At 60.7% G+C, this 18,156-nt stretch carries 19 protein-coding genes and 3 pseudogenes; 6 read left to right on the top strand and 16 right to left on the bottom strand.

The genetic code is table 11. The annotated features are described in order from the left end of the window. Positions 1 to 273 precede the first annotated feature (273 nt). Genes ACGLHR_RS44560 through ACGLHR_RS44550 form a run of 3 tightly spaced genes read right to left on the bottom strand, consistent with a single transcriptional unit; the run spans position 274 to position 3,149 of the window. Positions 274 to 1,026 (bottom strand): GntR family transcriptional regulator, encoded by a 753-nt coding sequence (locus ACGLHR_RS44560; RefSeq protein WP_400102232.1) that lies wholly within the window; start codon positions 1,024 to 1,026, stop codon positions 274 to 276. A 50-nt stretch (positions 1,027 to 1,076) separates the two neighbouring features. Next, complete coding sequence (locus ACGLHR_RS44555) at positions 1,077 to 2,069, bottom strand: HpcH/HpaI aldolase/citrate lyase family protein (RefSeq protein WP_400102231.1); 993 nt, start codon at positions 2,067 to 2,069, stop codon at positions 1,077 to 1,079. Positions 2,070 to 2,090: 21 nt separating this feature from the next. Then, positions 2,091 to 3,149: a MaoC family dehydratase gene (locus ACGLHR_RS44550; RefSeq protein WP_400102230.1), complete on the bottom strand. Its 1,059-nt coding sequence runs from the start codon at positions 3,147 to 3,149 to the stop codon at positions 2,091 to 2,093. Between the two features lie 173 nt (positions 3,150 to 3,322). Here ACGLHR_RS44550 and ACGLHR_RS44545 point away from each other — a divergent pair, with 173 nt between their 5' ends. The 4 genes from ACGLHR_RS44545 to ACGLHR_RS44530 all read left to right on the top strand — a co-directional run bounded on the left by ACGLHR_RS44545 (position 3,323) and on the right by ACGLHR_RS44530 (position 6,786). Beyond that, complete coding sequence (locus ACGLHR_RS44545; RefSeq protein WP_400102229.1) at positions 3,323 to 4,546, top strand: CaiB/BaiF CoA transferase family protein; 1,224 nt, start codon at positions 3,323 to 3,325, stop codon at positions 4,544 to 4,546. Positions 4,547 to 4,695: 149 nt separating this feature from the next. Next, positions 4,696 to 5,691: a tripartite tricarboxylate transporter substrate binding protein gene (locus tag ACGLHR_RS44540; RefSeq protein ID WP_267602763.1), complete on the top strand. Its 996-nt coding sequence runs from the start codon at positions 4,696 to 4,698 to the stop codon at positions 5,689 to 5,691. Positions 5,692 to 6,227: 536 nt separating this feature from the next. Continuing rightward, on the top strand, positions 6,228 to 6,572 hold the full coding sequence (locus ACGLHR_RS44535; RefSeq protein ID WP_400102228.1) for a hypothetical protein: 345 nt from the start codon (positions 6,228 to 6,230) through the stop codon (positions 6,570 to 6,572). A gap of 13 nt (positions 6,573 to 6,585) precedes the next feature. Then, positions 6,586 to 6,786 carry a hypothetical protein gene (locus ACGLHR_RS44530; RefSeq protein WP_400102227.1) on the top strand — a complete coding sequence of 67 codons (201 nt, stop codon included), beginning with the start codon at positions 6,586 to 6,588 and terminating at the stop codon, positions 6,784 to 6,786. Between the two features lie 139 nt (positions 6,787 to 6,925). Here the strand turns inward: ACGLHR_RS44530 and ACGLHR_RS44525 are convergent, their stop codons facing one another. Beyond that, positions 6,926 to 7,348 (bottom strand): hypothetical protein, encoded by a 423-nt coding sequence (locus ACGLHR_RS44525; protein ID WP_400102226.1) that lies wholly within the window; start codon positions 7,346 to 7,348, stop codon positions 6,926 to 6,928. A gap of 138 nt (positions 7,349 to 7,486) precedes the next feature. Between ACGLHR_RS44525 and ACGLHR_RS44520 the strand changes: the two genes are divergently transcribed. Continuing rightward, a complete protein-coding gene (locus tag ACGLHR_RS44520; protein ID WP_400102225.1) occupies positions 7,487 to 7,621 on the top strand; it encodes a hypothetical protein in 135 nt (44 codons plus the stop codon). A gap of 81 nt (positions 7,622 to 7,702) precedes the next feature. Here ACGLHR_RS44520 and ACGLHR_RS44515 read toward each other — a convergent pair whose 3' ends face one another. The 11 genes and pseudogenes from ACGLHR_RS44515 to ACGLHR_RS44465 form a co-directional block, all read right to left on the bottom strand. Then, a complete protein-coding gene (locus ACGLHR_RS44515; protein WP_400102234.1) occupies positions 7,703 to 8,533 on the bottom strand; it encodes an alkene reductase in 831 nt (276 codons plus the stop codon). Then, the gene (locus ACGLHR_RS44510; protein ID WP_400102224.1) at positions 8,439 to 8,828 is read right to left on the bottom strand and encodes a hypothetical protein; all 390 of its coding nucleotides are present in this window, start codon (positions 8,826 to 8,828) and stop codon (positions 8,439 to 8,441) included. The genes ACGLHR_RS44515 and ACGLHR_RS44510 overlap by 95 nt, the downstream gene beginning before the upstream one ends. A gap of 196 nt (positions 8,829 to 9,024) precedes the next feature. Continuing rightward, complete coding sequence (gene egtD, locus ACGLHR_RS44505; protein ID WP_400102233.1) at positions 9,025 to 9,954, bottom strand: L-histidine N(alpha)-methyltransferase; 930 nt, start codon at positions 9,952 to 9,954, stop codon at positions 9,025 to 9,027. 21 nt (positions 9,955 to 9,975) lie between these two features. Then, positions 9,976 to 11,229: pseudogene (egtB, locus tag ACGLHR_RS44500) on the bottom strand (ergothioneine biosynthesis protein EgtB); the annotation flags it as partial. Between the two features lie 8 nt (positions 11,230 to 11,237). After that, positions 11,238 to 11,732, bottom strand: a complete 495-nt coding sequence (locus tag ACGLHR_RS44495; protein WP_400102223.1) for a DUF3237 domain-containing protein — start codon at positions 11,730 to 11,732, stop codon at positions 11,238 to 11,240. A 107-nt stretch (positions 11,733 to 11,839) separates the two neighbouring features. Continuing rightward, positions 11,840 to 12,160: an NIPSNAP family protein gene (locus tag ACGLHR_RS44490; protein WP_400102222.1), complete on the bottom strand. Its 321-nt coding sequence runs from the start codon at positions 12,158 to 12,160 to the stop codon at positions 11,840 to 11,842. A 19-nt stretch (positions 12,161 to 12,179) separates the two neighbouring features. Continuing rightward, positions 12,180 to 12,593 carry a DUF427 domain-containing protein gene (locus tag ACGLHR_RS44485; RefSeq protein WP_400102221.1) on the bottom strand — a complete coding sequence of 138 codons (414 nt, stop codon included), beginning with the start codon at positions 12,591 to 12,593 and terminating at the stop codon, positions 12,180 to 12,182. Positions 12,594 to 12,690: 97 nt separating this feature from the next. Then, positions 12,691 to 13,242, bottom strand: a complete 552-nt coding sequence (locus ACGLHR_RS44480; RefSeq protein WP_400102220.1) for a glutathione S-transferase family protein — start codon at positions 13,240 to 13,242, stop codon at positions 12,691 to 12,693. Between the two features lie 100 nt (positions 13,243 to 13,342). After that, positions 13,343 to 14,563, bottom strand: coding sequence for an MFS transporter (locus ACGLHR_RS44475; protein WP_400102219.1), 1,221 nt, complete (start codon positions 14,561 to 14,563; stop codon positions 13,343 to 13,345). Next, positions 14,560 to 15,300: an SDR family NAD(P)-dependent oxidoreductase gene (locus ACGLHR_RS44470; RefSeq protein ID WP_400102218.1), complete on the bottom strand. Its 741-nt coding sequence runs from the start codon at positions 15,298 to 15,300 to the stop codon at positions 14,560 to 14,562. Before ACGLHR_RS44470 ends, ACGLHR_RS44475 begins: the two co-directional genes overlap by 4 nt. Positions 15,301 to 15,345: 45 nt before the next feature. Further along, positions 15,346 to 16,091 (bottom strand): annotated as a pseudogene (locus tag ACGLHR_RS44465) (SDR family NAD(P)-dependent oxidoreductase). A gap of 191 nt (positions 16,092 to 16,282) precedes the next feature. Between ACGLHR_RS44465 and ACGLHR_RS44460 the strand changes: the two are divergent. After that, positions 16,283 to 17,168: pseudogene (locus tag ACGLHR_RS44460) on the top strand (LysR family transcriptional regulator). Positions 17,169 to 17,196: 28 nt separating this feature from the next. Here the strand turns inward: ACGLHR_RS44460 and ACGLHR_RS44455 are convergent. Then, positions 17,197 to 18,003 carry a LysR family transcriptional regulator gene (locus ACGLHR_RS44455; protein WP_400102217.1) on the bottom strand — a complete coding sequence of 269 codons (807 nt, stop codon included), beginning with the start codon at positions 18,001 to 18,003 and terminating at the stop codon, positions 17,197 to 17,199. Between the last annotated feature and the right edge of the window lie 153 nt (positions 18,004 to 18,156).

The following is an 18,156-nucleotide window of genomic DNA, read 5'->3' as shown; positions in this document are numbered from 1 at the left end:
CGCTTCGCCTAATCTGCCGGTGTGGGTAATCGCGGATATCTGAAGCTTCACATATTTGCGAATAGCGGCCAACCCTCAAAATCGACCGTCGTAGTACTGAATCCAGCCGAGCAAAGTCGGACGGGTTCCGGCCGCGAACTCAGTCAATTCAAGGGGGCGAATGGACACGCAAGAAGGGGCGATGGACGTGGGCAGCGAGACATCTCGAAAGCCCAGCGTCCCACCCGGCGTGATAGATCCTTGCTACTCGCCGACTGCGGCGATCCAAGGAGGTTAGTAAAGACCGCGCCTAGTGCGCCGCATTTGCGTTAACAGACTCCGTCGCTCTGCCGGATAGATCGTCTCGCTGATTTCAAGAATCTCGTTTCGGATATTCTTATAGTGGCGAACAATACGCAGGCCAGCCGAATTCTCGTCAACCTTGAGTGCCTGACTCGTAGGTTTGTCGATCAGCACGGCATCTGCAATCTGTACCAGATCGGTAATCCCCTCGTCGCATGCGGTTTCGATGATCGAACTGATCAAGGTCTGCGGGCGCGCTAGGACTTCCTCGCGAATCGCTGCAAAGCGCGCATCCACGTAGAAGTTCGCGATCGCCAAGACCTTGCCATCGCGTGCATCAACACGCGTGCCACTGAACAACAACCATCGGCTTCCCGGAGGCGCGTGCAGCCGCCGCGCGGTACTGCGGTCGAGCAATACCTCCTTGACGGATTCAATCTCTCGACGCTCGTTCGCGGCGATGCGCACGAGGTCGTCCACGGATGCCACCACCTGAACGTAGGGAGAGGAAGCATCCATGCTCTCGACCCGAGTTCCAACCGACTTCTTGCGTGACACGTAACCACGCTCCTGCAGAATGTCCAGCGCCGCGCGAACCGTCTGCCGACTCACACCATATTGCTGTGCCAAGTCCACCTCCGTGGGAAGCAGGCTTCCCACGGCATAACGACGGCTTGTGATTTCCTCGGTCAGCTTTCGCGCGAGGTCAATATACCGCGACGAGGCAGTGGCGGGCTTTGGCATCTATGGCAGTTAACAGTGCGTGCTATTTAACGGATTAGCTCCAGACGAAGTCAGGCGAAGAATTGCTCCAGAGCAGACGGAGGGACCGCCATACCGGTCGCCTTTGCCTTTTCGAGGACGATCCAGAAGTAACGGTATGTCGCTCGATCATGCAACTCGCCATTATACTGGGTTGGGCCCCAATCCGCCTTCTGGGCGGCAAGCAAGATCGCCGCGGCATCGTTGACCTCATCAAAGTCGGGCTGCATCGCTTCGACAATGGGCTTGATCTGCGCGGGATAGATGCTCCACATCCGCAGGAACCCAAACTCGCTACGAGCACGCGCAGCATCCTGACGTACCACGTGGGCGTCCTTCAGGTTCAGGCAAACATTGTGGGCGGGTACCACGCCGTTTGCCAGCGCTGCCGCTGCGACCTCCGCCTTTGCCCGCGCGATCAGGCGGTGCTCGAACTGGCCGGGGCTACGCATCTGCGAGGCAGCGATCGCTCCGTGGTGGCCACTCACGAAGTCCATTAGGCCAAAGTCAAGGACTTCAAGATTGGGAATGGTCGCGATCTGAGCCACGTCGCGCAGCGCACCATGGGTTTCGATTAGGATGTGCAGCGGGATGGCGCGGTCGAGGCGGAGACGCTTGGCCGTCGCCTGGATATAGGCAGCGGTGCCCGCAACTTGCTCGTAGGACGTGGCCTTCGGGATGGTGATATAGGCAATCTCGCGGCCGCACTTCGACAGGAGGATGTCCACATCCTCCTTGCAGGACGCATGCGAGGGATCGTGAATGCGGGCGCCGATCTTCTTGTGAACGTTCTGCGCTGACGCTACAACTTCCGCCACCATTTCCGCGTGAGCGACCTCCTCGCCTGCTCGGGCGCCATCCTCGCAGTCTGCCGTGATGTCAAATATAGGGCCGTACTCGATCTGCAGCGCCAGCGCTTTGTCGATGAGCTTTCGGCTGCCCGCGAAGTGCTCGCAGGCAGAAAGGACCGGGAATGCCTTTTCGCCAGCAAAGAGTGCTTTCTTGGGGTGTATCAGTTTTTCCATGAGATTCCTTTCAATTCAGTGTTACTTACGTGGAATAACGACGGTGTAGTCGAGATCGAGAATGACGTCCTTGGCGTACGTCGCCTTGCCGGTGCCGGCCTCTGGAGCCACGATGGCATCGGCCCCTCCAACGTTCTTGGCTCCGATGGTGCGGAGGCGGAGCGCGCCGACGCCGGCATCAAGGGGATAGGTGTCAACGACCTCCGTCATGCATGAAAGCGTGTCGCCTGAGTACACGGGCGACACATGGCTGCCTGCGTTGATCGCGAGCATGCCGAGGCTGTTTTCCAGGCCGTCGTATGCGAGTGCGCGGCAGATTGACATCACGTGGCCACCGTAGACGAGGCGCTTGCCTGAAGGACTCAGTGCCATCAACTGAGCGTCGAAGTGGGCCTTCGCGTTGTTCTGATAGAGCCTTGCGGCGATGCTGTGATCGCTCTCATTTACGGTCATCGAGCTCGGGTGCTCGATTCGTTCGCCTTTTTTGTAGTCCTCCCATAGATCACCGAAGCCGGTAACTGCAGTAACTTGACTGGGTCGTGAGTAGGCTGGGGTTTCAAGCCTCTCAGGCTCGACAAAGGGAGGAAGCTCCGGTAGTTCGGCCAAGGCCGCCGCGGGCTGCCCTGCCTCGCGCTTATGAACCATAACCCAGCGGACGTACGAAAGCACTTCGATCCCATGCTGGTTCTTGGCCGTGGAACGTACGTAGACCACCCCGCTCTTGCCGTTGGAGTTCTCCTTCTTCGCCAGCACTAGGCTGGCAACGGACAGGGTGTCACCTGCGAAAACGGGGGCGAGAAACCGTCCATCCGCATAACCGAGGTTTGCTACCGCATTTAGCGAGAGTTCCGGAACTGTCTTACCGAACACAATATTGAAGACCAGTAGATCTTCGATGGGCGCGCCCGAGAGGCCCAGCGCCTTCGCAGTTGTCGATGCAGTATTCAGCGCCGATCGGCTGCCGGTCAGTCCAATGTAAAGCGCGCGTTCGCCCTCACCAATCGTTCGAGGCACACCGTGCTGAAAGGACTGCCCCACACGGAAATCCTCAAAAAAGTTGCCACTCCTGCTCTTCGACATGCCGCTGACCTCCTTTGCTCTCGTTTGATCAGAAAAATCTTGTAGGTACGTACATAGTATATGTATGATTCCATCACGGTCAAGAACTGGCGCAAAATACGCGCATTTTGTGGCTATTAACCGTCAACCACCATGGCAACGCCGTGAAGTTAGGTACGTACTAAGGAGACTCGATGTTCAGTTCTGGCGCACTGTCCGATGTGAAGGTGATAGACCTCACGCAAATGCTCGCTGGCCCCTTCTGCACCCAAGTTCTCGCCGACCAAGGTGCTCGGATCGTCAAGGTCGAACCCATAAACGGCGAGGGCATGCGACGCACCGGCCCATTTCTTGCTGATGACAAGCTCCGCTCGTTCGGCGGCTATTTCCAGAGTGTCAACCGCAACAAGGCATCGATTGCCCTAGACCTGAAGAATCCGGAAGGCCGAGAAGTGCTCAAGGAACTCGTCGCCACTGCGGACGTGGTGGTGGAAAACTTTCGCGGTGGCGTGATGGAGCGCTTGGGCCTGTCCTATGAGGAGTTGGCCAAGATTAACCCGGCGTTGGTTTACGCAACGGTGCGTGGCTTTGGCGATAGGCGTAGCGGGGAGAGCCCTTACTATGAGTGGCCGGCATACGACGTAGTCGCGCAGGCCATGGGTGGCATCATGGGAATCACCGGACCGTCCCCTGAGCAGCCTACCAAGATCGGGCCCGGCGTTGGCGATACGGTGCCAGCGCTAATGCTGGCGATCGGCATACTCTCGGCCGTGCACCATGCACGCAGGACAGGAGAAGGACAGTTTGTCGACGTGTCGATGGTCGACTGTATCCTGGCGCTGACGGAGCGCATCGTCTATCAACACTCCTATGAAGGACACAGCCCGGTCCCCGAGGGCAACAAGCATCCGCTTCTTTGCCCTTTCGGCCTTTTCCGCACCAAGGACGGCTGGGTTTCAATCGCTTGCGCCACTGACGAACTGTGGCGTGAACTGGCGCATGCATTCGGACGTGCGGATCTTGCCGAGTCAGCAGAATGTGCCACCAACGCAGCCCGAGTGCGGAACGCTGGTCTCGTCATCCAGTCGCTGGAAGAGTTCACCCGCCAAAAGACCAAGGACGAACTCAAAGTCATTCTGGGCGGAAGGGTTCCCTTCGGTCCAGTCTACACAGCAGATGACGTGTTCCACGACGAGCACTTCCGAAGCAGAGACATGCTGGTGGAGATTGATCACCCGGGTAGCCAACAGCGAGTAACGATCACAGGTGTGCCGATCAAGCTGAGCAAAACCCCTGGTGGCATTGGCCGTCGTGCGCCAACGGTAGGTGAGGATACCGACGCGATCCTTCGAGAAATCGGCATGTCTTCAGACAGGATCGAGCGACTGCGCAAGTCTGGAGCGGTGGCCGGCGCGTGAACTACGCATCATGCACACAGTCGGCATCATCGTCGCTAGGACAAAGGGCACTGATATTGGCTTCGACATTCGCCCCGGCACGACGCTGACACGCATCCAACTGGTCAGCCCGCTTTAGTGCTTTCTGACCAAACACTTCCTAAAAGATCATGACGAACCACCATCCGTTCATAGCGCGCAGCTCCCTTACCGTTCTCGCAGCAGCCCTTGCACTCGCCGACTATGCCAATGCGGCACCATACCCTGAGCGAGCCGTCACCTGGGTTGTACCGTTTTCGGCCGGAGGCCCGGCCGACGTTCTCGCGCGCAACATTGCAGCGAAGGTCGCTGAAAACCTGGGGCAACCAATTGTCATCGACAATACCGGCGGCGCAGGTGGCACCATCGGTGCTGCGAAAGTAGCGAAGTCCAAGAACGACGGGTACACATTTCTTCTGGGACATGTTGGCCAGATGGCAGCCGCGCCGTATCTGTACAAGAAGCTTCCATATGACCCGATCAAGGACTTTGAGCCGGTCTTCCGGCTTCCCTATACCCCCTTGATTCTCCTGGTGGGCGTAAATTCGCCTTTCAAGAACGTCGAACAGTTGATCGCCGCGGCGAAAGCCAAGCCGGGCAGCATCAATTTCGGCAATGCGGGAGTTGGCTCGACTTCTCACTTGGTTGCAGCCCTCTTCGCCCAGCAGGCAGGCATCAACATCACGTCCATTTCCTATAAGGGTGCAGGTCCTGCCATGGTCGACGTCGTGTCCGGGCGGATCGATGCTATGTTTGACCAGAGCAATTCGTCCCTGCCGCAGGTAACTGCAGGGCGGGCGCGTGCGCTCGCGCAGTCGGGAGCCAAGCGCATGCCGCAGTTCTCTGCTGTTCCGACGGTCTCGGAGTCGACAATACCCCATTTCGCTGCAGTCACCTGGTACGGCCTTTACGCTCCTCACGGTACACCAGTGGCTGCCCTCGCTACCATGAACACCGCCTATCGAAAGGCCATCGGCGATTCTTCCTTGCGCGACCGTCTCTCCAAGCAAGGCGTGCAGCTCCTGCAGGACGAAGAATACTCCGCCGCAGCGCTAAAGAAACTCAATGCCGACGAGCTCGTTCGTTGGAAGGATGTGATCACCCAGACTAGGATCACGGCCGAGTGAGTCTAACGATGACACTCAGAGCTCAGTATGAATCGGGGTCACCGGTGCCGCTGCGGGATTCGGTGCTTTCGGATGGGTCTGCACTTCGTCCGCAAAGGGCAAGAGCCCTTGCCTCGGTCATCCTGACGGACACGGAGCTCGAGATTTGGAAGCGCCCAGGTCACTGCATGGCATGGGGCGCCCGGTCGCGCGTGTCAAGGTATCGGAATAGGCGGTCGCGATGTCCGCAAAGCTGGAGGGAAAATACGAGAATAGATATGCCGGGCCATCTGCGCTCACTACTGTTCGTACCTGCCGATAGCGACAGGAAGCTGGAGGCGTCCTTGCGCTCCGGCGCGGATGCGCTGGTGTACGACCTCGAAGAGGTTGTACCCGAAGAAGGCAAGGCGGACGCGAGAAAAGCGGCTTTCCGCTTTTCTCGAGGCACATCGGGAGTCGATGGCGGCCTCGTTCTTTGTGCGTATCGACGGCCTGTCCACGGCCCACGTTCTAGAGGACCTTGCCACCGTCGTGCGCCACTGCCTGGAGGCCAGCGTTTGCTCGATGGCCGGCAGCAGACCGGCCTCATCGCCATGGCGACGGACACATCGAAGGGCGTGTCAGGCCTGCCGTCATACCGCAATGCCCAGTTACGGCTTCGTGCGCGGATGTGGGGCGCGGACGACCTGGATGCGTTTTCGTCGCATGCCGGGCGGGACCTTACCCCGCCATTCTCCGTTGTGCGAACGCTGTGCCTGCTGGCGGCCGCGCAGGCTGGCGTCGACGCGATCGACGCTGTCAGCACCAAGCCTCGCGACGAGGAGCAGAGCGTGACAGAGGTCGCCCAAGCGCGACGCGATGGGTTCGCCGCCAAAGCGGCGGGGCTGCAAAGCTCCCACTGAAGCCCAAGCAACCATGCCCTGTCTCCCCTGCTGGCCGCTGGCCGTCATGCTGGCCAGGCACAGCTGGCGAACCTACCGGCGCGGCCACATCACCCTGCGCGATGGCCGCCGCCGGGACCTCGCGACGGTACCGATTCGCTTCTGGATCGACGTCGCAGGCAGCCTCGTCCTGGCGATTGCGCTGGCCGCGGCGGGCTCAACCCCCGCAGGCTGATTCGCAACTAGAGGACGGAGATCGCTTGGCGACGCGTCAGCGGCACGCGTCATGACGAAGCCCATGAAGGCATCCTGCAATTTTCCACGGTGGCAAATGAGTTGACGTCGCTTTGGCACGCTCTCCGGAACGATTCCGACTAGCGGGCGGCAGGTCTGCCCGGTTGACATCGGGCTGGGCGGCTGCGGTTCCAGAGGCGCGGTGGAATGCGGTCGATCTCGGCGTTGACCCACGACTCGAGCTTCCCTTCCGCGTCCGGGTGGTGGTCGGTGAATTTGCCGTGCTTCGCCAGCACCTCGGCGCGCATGGCCTTGTGCTCGGCTTCCACGCCCGACTCCGTGTACCAGCGCGCGGAGAACTTGTGGAGAGCCGCCTTCTGCTTCCCCCCGGCGTATTCAATCCGGAGCGGACTGCCGTCGGCGGCGTCGTAGATCGAGGCCACCTTCTGCTTGGCGAGGTAGACGTCGGCTTCGAGGCCGTATCCGTCGTAGCCGATGAACGTCTTGATGTCCTTCAGCGTATACGCGGGGGCTGCGGCGGGGGTCGTGTTCTTCGCTGTCATCGTCTGGTTCCCCTGTGGTACCGGAGGCCTTTGGCGGGGGGGCTGGTTTCCGAGGGCCTCTGCATGGCTAGTACGCCCGCCTAGTCGCAATAAGCCTTGAACAGGCGTTTGCTTGGTTCGACCGGGAGCGACGGTGTGATGCTGGCCACTGCCTACATCGACGCAGACCAAGTCGTCGACGGAACCAAGCTCGATTCTCTTGCATCGACGCTCATGCACGGGCGCGAGTCACGCCGAGCCTCGCTGGCCAAATCGCCGATCATCGAGAAGTGAAGATAGTAAGGGGGGGGTTGCCGCCCCGCCGACTACAGGTTTGCTAGGAGGTCATCCGGGAGAGCCGACTGTTTGACACCCCTAATGCTCGGGTGCTTCGAGTTCGCGATATCGAGGATAGTCTGTGTAGCCTTGCTCTGTTCCGCCCCAAAAGGTAGAGCGAGAATAAGGCGTCAGCGGCAACTTCAGACGAATGCGTTCCGGAAGGTCCGGATTTGAGGTGAAGGGCCGCCCTATCGCCACCAGGTCGGCATCGCCCTTCTGCAGGATCGCCTCAGCGCTGTCGCCGTTTAAACCGCCGGCCGCGATGATCGGCCCCTGGAAGACCGTCCGCAGGTGCGCGGCAGCGACCGGCTCCATGTCCTCGTGACCGACCTTGGCGTCATCGCCCTTGATGCGGGCTTCGATAATGTGGAGATAGGCCAGCCCGAACTGATCGAGCAATTCGCCTACTCGACCGAACGTGGCCATTGGATCGCTGTCGACCATGTCGTTCCACTCACCGCTCGGCGAGAGCCGCACACCAATGCGGTCGGCACCGCGCAATGCGGACACCGCCTCTACGACTTCCAGCAAGAACCGAGCGCGATTGTCTACGGCCCCCCCATAGGCATCGGTTCGCATGTTACTGCCGTCATAGAGGAAGCTGTCGAGCAAATAGCCGTTGGCGCTGTGAATCTCGACACCGTCGAGGCCGGCGTCGAGGGCCCGCTGCGCGGCGTCGCGGAAATCCTTCACAGTCTGGCGGATATCCTCCAGGTCCATGGCGCGATGGGGCGAGACTGCTTTCCATCCGCCCGGTGTGAGCGCCACCGTGTCAAAGGGGATCACAGATGGTCCTACGGGCAGCTGGCCGCCCGTGATGTCTGTATGTGAGGTGCGTCCGCAATGTACGATCTGCCCGACGGCCAGTCCGCCTTTTGCATGGACCGCATCCACGATCCCGCGATAGCCATCGATATGGGCTATCGAGATAGAGCCCTGGAGCACCGATATAACCCCGCGCCTGGATTGAAATGTTCGCTGACTCGATGATGATGAGACCTCCGTCCGAGGCGCGTTGCGCGTAGTGCTCGACCATCATGTCGCTAACGCTGTCGTCGGGATTGGAGCGCAGCCTGGTCAACGGCGGCAAGACAAGGCGATGCTTGAGAGGGATAGAGCCGATTGTGATCGGTGAGAAAAGCTTGGACACATTCACCTCCATAATATGGGACTTAGTGGTCGCTGGTCGAAAGAGCTATTGGCCTGGAACGGCTGAGCCGATGGGTTGCGGAAAAATTATCCAAACCGGTTCGGTCCGAGAAGGCGCGAAGCCGGATATGTGCCATTCCAGACTGGGATTAATATCGGCGCTGACTGCCTACCCTCGGCCAACACGAACCAGCGCCCGGCGCCTCCCATCAACCGGGCGCCGTTAAACCGAAGATGGCAAACTCCGGGGCGGCGTTTAGCCAGTACCGATCGATCACCCAGCCCGCCGATACGGCCAGTGCGCTGAACGACTCGACGCTGAATTTGTGTGAGCTTTCGGTGTGCAGCCGCTCACCGGCCTTGAAAGCGAAGCCGCGGCCAGCAACGTGTACCAGCTGATCGATCCGGCTTACCAGATGCATCTCCATGCGCTGCAACTGCGCGTTCCATATCGCATGGTGATCAAACGCGTCCAGATCGAAGTCGCCATGCAACTCACGGTTGATGCGAGCCAGCAAATTCTTGTTGAAGCGGGCGGTTACGCTCATCGAATCGTCATACGCCGCTACCAGCATCGCGGGGTCCTTGATCATGTCCACGCCGATGATCAGCTGGGCTTTTGCGCCAAGCAGACTCCGCACTGAGCGCAGAAACCACATCGCCTCTTGCGGCGTGAAGTTGCCGATCGTCGAGCCGGGGAAGAACCCCACGCGTGGTGCGTGGCCAACGTGTGCCGGCAAGGCCACGGCACGGGTGAAGTCGTCGGCCAGCGGCGCAACCTGAAGCGCCGGGTAGTCGCGGGAGATGCGCTCGGCAGCCTGATGCAGGGCGTCGGGACTAATGTCGATGGGCACATACGTGCCGATCTGCGGCGCTGCATCGAGGATCAGGCGTGTCTTGTCACTAGCGCCGCTACCGAATTCGACCAGCACCGCCTCGGCTGCAATACCCGACACAAGTTCGTGCGCCACGCTTTGGAGCAACGCTGTCTCGGCCCGCGTCACGTAGTACTCGGGCGTCACGCAGATTTCCTCGAACAGAGCCGAACCCGCCTCGTCGTAGAAATACTTTGGCGGGGTCGTCTTCGGATGCACCGAGAGGCCAGCGATGATGTCTGCCTCGAATCCATCGGCTTCCACGTCTGCCTTTGGCCCGGGATCCAGATCGCGCGCAAGGCGCAGCCCGGAAAACATCCAGCGTTGCCCGGGGCGGAAGAAATTCCGGTAACTGTGTCGTGCGTGGCCTGGCGATGTGACACTCGCGCCGCCGCGCAGCACCATCTGCCCGACCATGAACTTGCCGTTGTACTCGCCGACTGCATCGGCCGATGCGCGAAACCCTGGGTACGCACCATACGCGCTTTGCGTCCATTGCCACGCGACATCCTCGGCCTGCTCAAGCAGACCCGCACCTGCTGCGGCTTCCCACTCGGCTTCGGTCGGCAGCCGTGCGCCGGCCCAATTGGCGAAAGCGACCGCTTCATAATAGCTTATGTGTGTGACAGCGGCGTCGGGGTTGATGCCACGAAGGCCGCCGAGCGTTATCGCTCGCCAATCCGTGCCGTTTGCTGCGCGCTCCCAGTAAAGGGGAGCTTCCCACTGCTCAGCTTGAACTAGCGCCCAGCCATCGGACAGCCATAGAGCAGCGCGGGTGTACCCGCCGTCGTTCATGAACCGTAGCCACTGGCGATTCGTGACCAGGCGATCACCGATTTCGAATGGCTCGATCCACGTTTTATGGCGAGGCCGTTCGTTGTCGAACGCGAACTTTGACGCGTCGTCGCCAAGATCGCGCAAGCCGCCGGCATGGAACCTGAATCGGCCCGGGCGGCCGGATTCGTCCGCAGGCCAATCGGCCTGATATGCGGGTTTAAGTGGCGACTGCGCGAACAGATGAAGGACATCCATTAGCAGCAGTTCCTGATGCTGCTCTTCATGCGCGATTCCGAGCAGGACGAGCGGCTCGAGATCAGACGCCGGCTCCGCAGCCAACAGCCTGGCCATGTGCGTATTGACGTGCCGCCGATACGCATCGATCTGCTGGCTGGTCGGGCGCGTCAGCAGCCCTCTGTGCCGCCGGGGCTGGCGCGGACCCAATGCCTCGTAGTAGGAGTTGAAGAGGTACGCATAGTTTGGATCGAACACCTCGTAACCAGGCAGGTGCTCAACGAGCACAAAGGTTTCGAAGAACCAGGTGGTATGCGCAAGGTGCCACTTCACCGGACTCGCGTCTGGCATCGACTGGGCCACCCTGTCCTCGTCCCCGAGCGGTGCGACGAGACGGTCGGTATAGGCACGAACGCGCCTGAAGCGCGCCTGCAAATCTGCAGAGGCGTCAGCGACCGATCGCTTGAACGTCTCCCCAGACTCGGACAGGTAGATGCGTGCTTCTCTGGAAGAGTTGTTCTGGCTCATGCTTTTGTTCACAGGATTTCAAACACGCTGTAGACGGGTCCGTACACGAACCGATGGCCCACACCGACCGCGATGACCTGGTTCAACCACGCATACTTGCCGGCCGGCGCCTCGAACATGGGGTTGATCCGGAAGTAGTAGCTTGCAGGGTCGACTTCTTCGCCCTTCTCCAGCCGCTGTATGACTTCAGTGGCACCGCGGCGGATACCGCGGTAAGACATCTTGATGTTGGTGCCGTCGTCGGTTTGGAGGAGCAGACGCACGTCGAGCATGGTGCTTCCGTCACTGCGCACTGTTTGCCAGTCGCTCCCGCCGTCCAGCACATTGCCAGACACCCGCTCGCCGGCGAACGTCCCCGATGGCACGATGCCTGCGCGTCGAAACGGGCCCGGCGTGTCGCCGACGACAACCATCGGCTTGACGTCCAGGCGCATGACGAACAGCGGCCGCGTTTGTACGCGCGTGAGCGGTGCAGGGAGATCCTTAAAAAGGGGGGTGGACATCGTATTCACCATTGCCGTTGATGGCATGGGCTCGGGTCCCACGCCAGTCATTTGAGGTTCCAACCGGGGCAAGAATTTGCCGCGATGGGGCTGCTGCGTGCTTGCGCCTACTTCAGCGGTGAGAAGTCCGTCGGGCGCATGATCCGCGACTCCATGCTCACCAAGATGTCTAGCGCCTTTACCTTTTGACCGAATTCCTGCCAGCGGCTGTCGGCGGCCATCCTGTCCCGACGCGCAAGCCGATCGTCAAATCCTTTGTAGGCCCAGATATGGACGATCTGGCCGATGTCGCCAATTTCAGTCACGAAGAATCCAATCAGGTCGCCGAGGAATTCCTGCTGTAGCGCCAGCCCCTCGCTCTTGTACAAAGCGAGCCAATCGGCGCCACGCAGCGGCTTGAAGGTGTAGGTTCGGATTTCGTAGAGCATTGGATATCTCACCTGGTGGTCAGAAGTTCGCTGCGCCGTTCGTGAATTCCTCGATTGCATCGATCCGGTCGGTGTAGAAAGCAAGGTGATCCCTGATCGGTGCGACAGCCGCGAATGGGTCTTCGTAAGTCCAGACCGCATTGACCGAGCGCTCGCCGCCGATCGGGATCGAGAAGTATGCGCAGTCGCCCTTGTAGGGGCAATAGGTGATGTGGTCGGACCTCTCGAGCAGCGTCATGTCCACATCCTTCCTCGGGATATACAGGACGGCCGGGTAGCCGCCCTCACGAAGCGTCAACGCGTCGCATGCATCTGCGATGACTTGGCCGGCTAGCGTTACCACCACGCGAGACGGGTTGTGCTCGATGGTGATCGGATGATCGGCATCCGGAACCTTGACGGTCCGGGTTGCGGCGGTGGCGTTGTTTAACATGAAAACTCTCCTTTGGATTGACGCGTCGGCCTACGGCCCCGCTTCCCCCTCTACCCCTGCGTAGCCCCGGAAAGCCCCGCCTCTCAGACCAAAATGTCTATGCCACGGCCACCATCGCAGTGATGTCGGCAGCGGAGAAGCGATCACCGGCCACGAATGGGACTTGTTCCAGGCGGGCATCGAGATCGGCGAAGAAATTCTCCACCCGCAGCTTGCTGCGCTCCGCCAGTTCAGGGATCTGCTCGTAGTCGTGGGGGCCAGCGATCGCGCGGCCTTTGAGACCTGGCGCGGCATTGCGGATTGCCTCCATGACCGCGGCGAAGCCTTCTAATTCGGCGCGCCGATCCCACATCGCCACCAGCGCCTTTTCCTTTGCCGTGTCACCGAGTAGGGGTGATTTCGGGTGAATTTCTTCGATGTACCTGCAGATCGCCGGCACTTCGCCGATTGCCGTACCGTCCTCCAGCACCAACGTCGGCACGACCCCGCGAGGATTGATCGCCCGATATGGCTCGGAATGCTGCTCGCCCTTGCTTAGATCGACGGGAACGAGTGGTATTGACAACCCCTTCTCTGCGAGGAAGATGCGCACGCGTCGTGAGTTGGGTGAGGAAGCTGTGTGGTGGAATCTGATCAGGTCGGAGGTCATAGTTGATTTCCTTTATTGAGAATCGAGATGCTCCCGGGGCGGAGGTCGGGACCTGCGTTTTCGGAGCGCGTCGGAAGTGCAGGTTCGGTGGAATGCAGGCTCACATTCGCTGCATCAAGAGCAGCGCGATCGTTGCGAGGCTGAGCAAGGCGATCACGCCGGCGCCAAGGTCGACCGCCAGGCCTAGTCCCTCGTGCGTGGCCGCGACGCCCAGGCCGAGGGCGACCACGCCTAGCGAGAGATAGCCGAACAAATAAAGCGTCGAGAGCACTCCGCCGCGGTGTTGCGCATGGGTCAAGTCATTGATCAAGGTGAGACCACCCAGAAAAAGCATGGCGTAGCCGATGCCCGCCATCGTCGTGGCCGCCAGGAATATCCACAGTCCGTGCCAAGCCGTGGACAGAGCCAGCAATGCCATGCCGGCCGCTGACGCGAGTGCGCCCAAGGTCATGGCAAGGCCAGGGTTTAGCCTACGCGCCACAATCCCGAACACGCCAGACGTGACGGCGAACAACGCCAGCGCGGCGCCGTTGACCAGGGCATTCGGTGACCCCACCAAGTCACGGGCTACCTGGGCGCCGAGCGACAAGATCAACACGCCATGCGTATATGCAGTGGTCACTGCGAGCGCCGCAACTGCAAACGCGGGCCGCAAGGCGCAGGGGATGGACGGCGCCCTGGGGCGCCACTTGCAAGCCACCGGCTCACCCGCGCGACGAGGCAAGTGCCAGGCCGCGGCGAAAAGCAGTGCTATGAGGACAAACAGCACCCAGAAGCTGAGATGCAGCGGCCATGGCGCGTATTGCGTCAGCGCACCGCCTACCAGCAGCGCGGCCGCGAAACCGAAGGCTTGTGCAGCCGCCATAACGGATGCGGCGCGCTTCCCCTGCCCCTCCGAGTTGAACTCCACCATCGCAGCCGTCGAGGCGCCCGCGCTGAGGCCAACGCCGATGCCCATCAGGGCGCGACCAGCGAACAGCCACGACACGCTCGGTGCAATGGCAAACAGCAGTACACCGAGCAACGACGCGCCCAGCCCGAGCAACATCGTCGCTCGACGGCCAAAATGGTCGGAGAGATCACCGAATGCAATCAGGACAATCACTACGACGATCGGATAGACGGCGAATATCCCGGTGGTCACCGTGTGGGTCAGTTGCCACTGCTCGGCATACAGCCGATAGGTCATGGCGGGCGCCGCGCTGGTCCATAGCGTATGTGCGACCACCCCCGCCGACACCCAGAAACTGGTCCGTGGCCCCAGCTCGAATGGCCGAGAGCCGTCCGCAAGATGGTTAGACATCTGGCGCTCGATGGTCATGAAGCGGTCTTGCCGCCGTTGACTCGGATGATCTGGCCCGTAATGAAGGTCGCCTTGCCGGATGCGATGAACACGATGGCATCGGCGATTTCCTCGGGAGTTCCCGCGCGCTTCAGGGGAACACTCGCGAGGAAGGCGGCTTTCCTGTCGGCCGAGCCGGTGAGCCGGTCGAGCATGGCAGTCTGAACCGGACCCGGGGCAATGGCGTTGACCCGCACACCGGATGCCGCGCCCTCAAGCGCGGCCGATTTGGTCAGGCCCTCCACCGCGTGCTTGCTGGCGGTGTAGAGGGATGCGTTCGCCGCGCCACGCTCACCCATCGTCGATGAGATATTGACGATGCTACCGCTGCCTTGCGCGAGCATCTCATGCTTCACGCAGAGCAATGTGCCTAGCACGTTGGTATCGAAAGTGGCTGCGTAGTTCTCGGGAGTCAGTTCCGTTACTGGTGCGAACTGGCCTTCAGTGCCGGCGGCGTTGACTGCCATGTCGAGTCGACCAAAGCGCGCGACAGTGTTATCGACCAGGCTGCTGACTTCGTCCTCATGACGTACGTCGGACTTGAGAAATTGCGTCTCTGCACCAAGCTTTTGAAGTTCAGCAACCAGCTTCTGGCCTTCTTCATCGTGCCGTCCGGAGACGACGACGAATGCGCCGTCACGAGCGAAAGCCAGCGCGGTAGCGCGGCCTATGCCGGTCAGTGCGCCTGTAATGAGGACAACGGGATGTGTGGACATTACTTTCTCCTGGACGGGCGCGCCCGCCATGCCGAGACAGAAACTTCAATCTGCGGTCTTGCCACCATCGACGGTGACGATCTGGCCAGTCATGAAGGACGACGCTTCGGAGGCAAGGAAGAGTACGGCGCTGGCGATGTCGCCCGGCTTGCCGACGCGGCCCAGCGGTACGGTAGCGACCAGCGCGGCCTTGTTCTCGGGGGTGCCGGTAAAGCGGTCCAGCATGCCGGTGTCGACGGGGCCGGGGGCAACAGCGTTGACGCTCACGCCCGTGGTTGCGACTTCCAGCGCGGCCGATTTGGTGAAGCCCTCGACTGCATGCTTGCTGCCGACATAGACGGAAGCGTAGGCCGCCCCTTCATGACCGTAGGTCGAGGAGATGTTGATGATGCTGCCGCTCTTTTGGGCAGTCATCACGCGCAGTTCGTGCTTGAGGCTCAGCAGCGTGCCCAGCACGTTTGTGTCGAAGGTGGCGGCGTAGCTCTCGGCGGTCTGGTTGACAACCAGCCCCGGCTGCCCTTCCGTGCCGGCGTTGTTCACGGCCACATCGAGACGGCCGAAGCGGGCCACGGTCTGATCGACCAGGTCGCGAACCTGATCGTCGTGGCGGACGTCGGCCTGGATGAAGACGACCTCGGCACCAAGTTGCTGAAGCTCGGTTTCGAGTGCCTGCCTTCGGCCTGCCGGCGGCCAGAGACAACCAGATGAGCACCATTCCTGGCAAAGGCCAGAGCGGTGGAGCGGCCGATGCCGGTCAGGGCTCCGGTAATGAGGACTACGGGCTTGGTCATGATTCAAAAACTCCGGTGCGATATGATCTGCGGGGTATGGGGATGCGCCTTGCACTAAGATCCGAGGGCGGACAGGAGCCCCCCCAATACGCTGCCACGCGGGAGAATCTACAGTCTCGCGACAAAATTGGAAAAGACTTTAAAAGCAGACTCACATACCTCCCGGGCATGGGGGTCGCGATACATGAACAATGGAACTTCGACACCTTCGGTATCTCATAGCGGTCGCCGAGACAGGTAGCCTGACGGTGGCGGCCGAGCGACGGCTGCACACCTCACAGCCATCACTGAGTCGGCAGATCCGAGACCTGGAAAATCAGGTCGGGGTCGAACTATTGAGCCGCAGCGCACGCGGCGTGGAGCTGACCGCAGCGGGCAAGGCTTTTATCGATCACGCGCGGCTGGCCCTTAGCCAGGTGGACGCTGCAGTCGAAGCGGCCCGCAGGGCCGCGCAACCAGCCAAGCAGCGGTTTGCGCTTGGGTTCCTCACCGGGCAGGAAATGACCTGGCTGCCCGAGGCCATGCACATCCTTTGCGACGAATTGTGCAATGTCGATGTCACTGTTTCCAGCGACTACTCGCCGGACCTTGCTGAAGGACTTGCACGAGGCAAGCTGGACCTGGCGCTCCTGCGCGTCGAGCCGGGCTTCGATCTCGCTTACAGGGTCGTGAGCCAGGAACCGCTTGTGGTGCTTATGCCCAGCGATCATCCGCTGACGTCACGCGACGCTATCCGCCCACAAGAGCTTATTGGCGAGCCCTTCATTGCCATGGCGAACAAGGCCAAGGTGCTACACGCGGTGATCGACGACTACCTTGATCGCTCGGGTGTTCAGATCAAGCCGACGCAAAGTGTTGACAACCCTGCGATCGTTGGTGGCCTCTACACGAGGCTTGACGCTGATCCCAGCCTATGTCGAAAATCTGATGCCCCTTTCGGTAGTCAGCCGCCCCCTTGCTGGTGAGGTGCCGACGATCGACCTCGTCGTTGGCTACAGCAAGGCGAACCGTTCCCCCATCCTGAAGCTGTTCCTGTCCCGGCTGGATGAACTGATTGCTCGCGTATCAATGCGGTGACCGACAGCAAAGGCCAGGGGGCAATCTCTCAAATGTCGGCCTCGGCGGCCTTCTTGAGCAGGAATTCAATAAATAGTCGGGTGCGCGCGGGAAGCTGCTTGCCGAAGGCATGCAGCGCATAAGCGGGAATGCGGGTCAGCGCGTGCTGGGGCAGGATCTGGACCAGATCTCCTGCGGCGAGGTCCTCCGCAACGGTCACCCGCAGCAGATAGGCAATGCCAGCGCCAGCAAGCGCGGCACGGCGTATGGAACCGCTGTCGTCCGTATCGAAGCGGCTCTCCAACAATAGCGTCGTTCCATCGGCGAATGCAACAGGCCATGGTTTGCCTCCCACGGCGTAACGAAGGCCCGTGTGTGACGCCAATTCCTCGACGGTTCGCGGTAAACCATGTTTTCGGATGTAGCTCGGAGAAGCCACCATCACCCAGTTCAAGTCGGTGATCTTGCGGCTGATCAGTTCGCTGTCGTTGAGCGCGCCCATCCGTACGGCGACGTCGTAGCCTTCGCGGATGATATCCACGAAACGATCGGTCACCTGGAGCTCGATCTTCACGTCAGGGTAATGCGCGAGAAACTCGGCGGCCCAGCAGGCGATGAGCATGCGCCCGAACTCCTGAGGAGCCGATACGCGCAGCAGGCCCTGAACGCTGGCGGCTCCCACCGCGATATCGTCTGCCTCGTCTATAGCTCGCAGCAAGGGGGCCACTCGCTCGTAATAGGCCTGGCCCTCGGCGGTCAGACTGAGCGTACGCGTCGAGCGCTGGAAAAGTCGTACCCCCAGTCGACTCTCCAGCCGCGCCACGCTCTTTGATACGTAAGCGTCAGCGGAACCCATCCGTAATGGACTTGACGCCTTCCTCTGCTCGTGGATGACGGCTACAGATCGACCACTTTACGCAGGAGCGCGAAGAAGACCCGCCAGTGGCCTTCGTCGGGATTGCACTGTACGGACGCGGTCTTCTGGTTGACACGCACGACGGTGCCGATG

Source organism: Cupriavidus sp. CuC1 (genome assembly GCF_044627735.1).
Taxonomy (GTDB): domain Bacteria; phylum Pseudomonadota; class Gammaproteobacteria; order Burkholderiales; family Burkholderiaceae; genus Cupriavidus; species Cupriavidus ulmosensis.
The sequence above is the reverse complement of the archived record's forward strand: the minus strand, read 5'-3'. Positions and strand labels throughout refer to the sequence as shown.

Coding starts and splice junctions, on each gene's coding strand:
- ACGLHR_RS44560 (WP_400102232.1), bottom strand. CDS start 1,026: ATGCCAAAGCCCGCCACTGCCTCGTCGCGGTATATTGACCTCGCGCGA.
- ACGLHR_RS44490 (WP_400102222.1), bottom strand. CDS start 12,160: ATGCTCTACGAAATCCGAACCTACACCTTCAAGCCGCTGCGTGGCGCC.
- ACGLHR_RS44540 (WP_267602763.1), top strand. CDS start 4,696: ATGACGAACCACCATCCGTTCATAGCGCGCAGCTCCCTTACCGTTCTC.
- ACGLHR_RS44525 (WP_400102226.1), bottom strand. CDS start 7,348: ATGACAGCGAAGAACACGACCCCCGCCGCAGCCCCCGCGTATACGCTG.
- ACGLHR_RS44485 (WP_400102221.1), bottom strand. CDS start 12,593: ATGTTAAACAACGCCACCGCCGCAACCCGGACCGTCAAGGTTCCGGAT.
- ACGLHR_RS44550 (WP_400102230.1), bottom strand. CDS start 3,149: ATGTCGAAGAGCAGGAGTGGCAACTTTTTTGAGGATTTCCGTGTGGGG.
- ACGLHR_RS44480 (WP_400102220.1), bottom strand. CDS start 13,242: ATGACCTCCGACCTGATCAGATTCCACCACACAGCTTCCTCACCCAAC.
- ACGLHR_RS44555 (WP_400102231.1), bottom strand. CDS start 2,069: ATGGAAAAACTGATACACCCCAAGAAAGCACTCTTTGCTGGCGAAAAG.
- ACGLHR_RS44455 (WP_400102217.1), bottom strand. CDS start 18,003: ATGGGTTCCGCTGACGCTTACGTATCAAAGAGCGTGGCGCGGCTGGAG.
- ACGLHR_RS44545 (WP_400102229.1), top strand. CDS start 3,323: ATGTTCAGTTCTGGCGCACTGTCCGATGTGAAGGTGATAGACCTCACG.
- ACGLHR_RS44530 (WP_400102227.1), top strand. CDS start 6,586: ATGCCCTGTCTCCCCTGCTGGCCGCTGGCCGTCATGCTGGCCAGGCAC.
- ACGLHR_RS44510 (WP_400102224.1), bottom strand. CDS start 8,828: ATGGAGGTGAATGTGTCCAAGCTTTTCTCACCGATCACAATCGGCTCT.
- ACGLHR_RS44475 (WP_400102219.1), bottom strand. CDS start 14,563: ATGACCATCGAGCGCCAGATGTCTAACCATCTTGCGGACGGCTCTCGG.
- ACGLHR_RS44495 (WP_400102223.1), bottom strand. CDS start 11,732: ATGTCCACCCCCCTTTTTAAGGATCTCCCTGCACCGCTCACGCGCGTA.
- ACGLHR_RS44520 (WP_400102225.1), top strand. CDS start 7,487: ATGCTGGCCACTGCCTACATCGACGCAGACCAAGTCGTCGACGGAACC.
- ACGLHR_RS44470 (WP_400102218.1), bottom strand. CDS start 15,300: ATGTCCACACATCCCGTTGTCCTCATTACAGGCGCACTGACCGGCATA.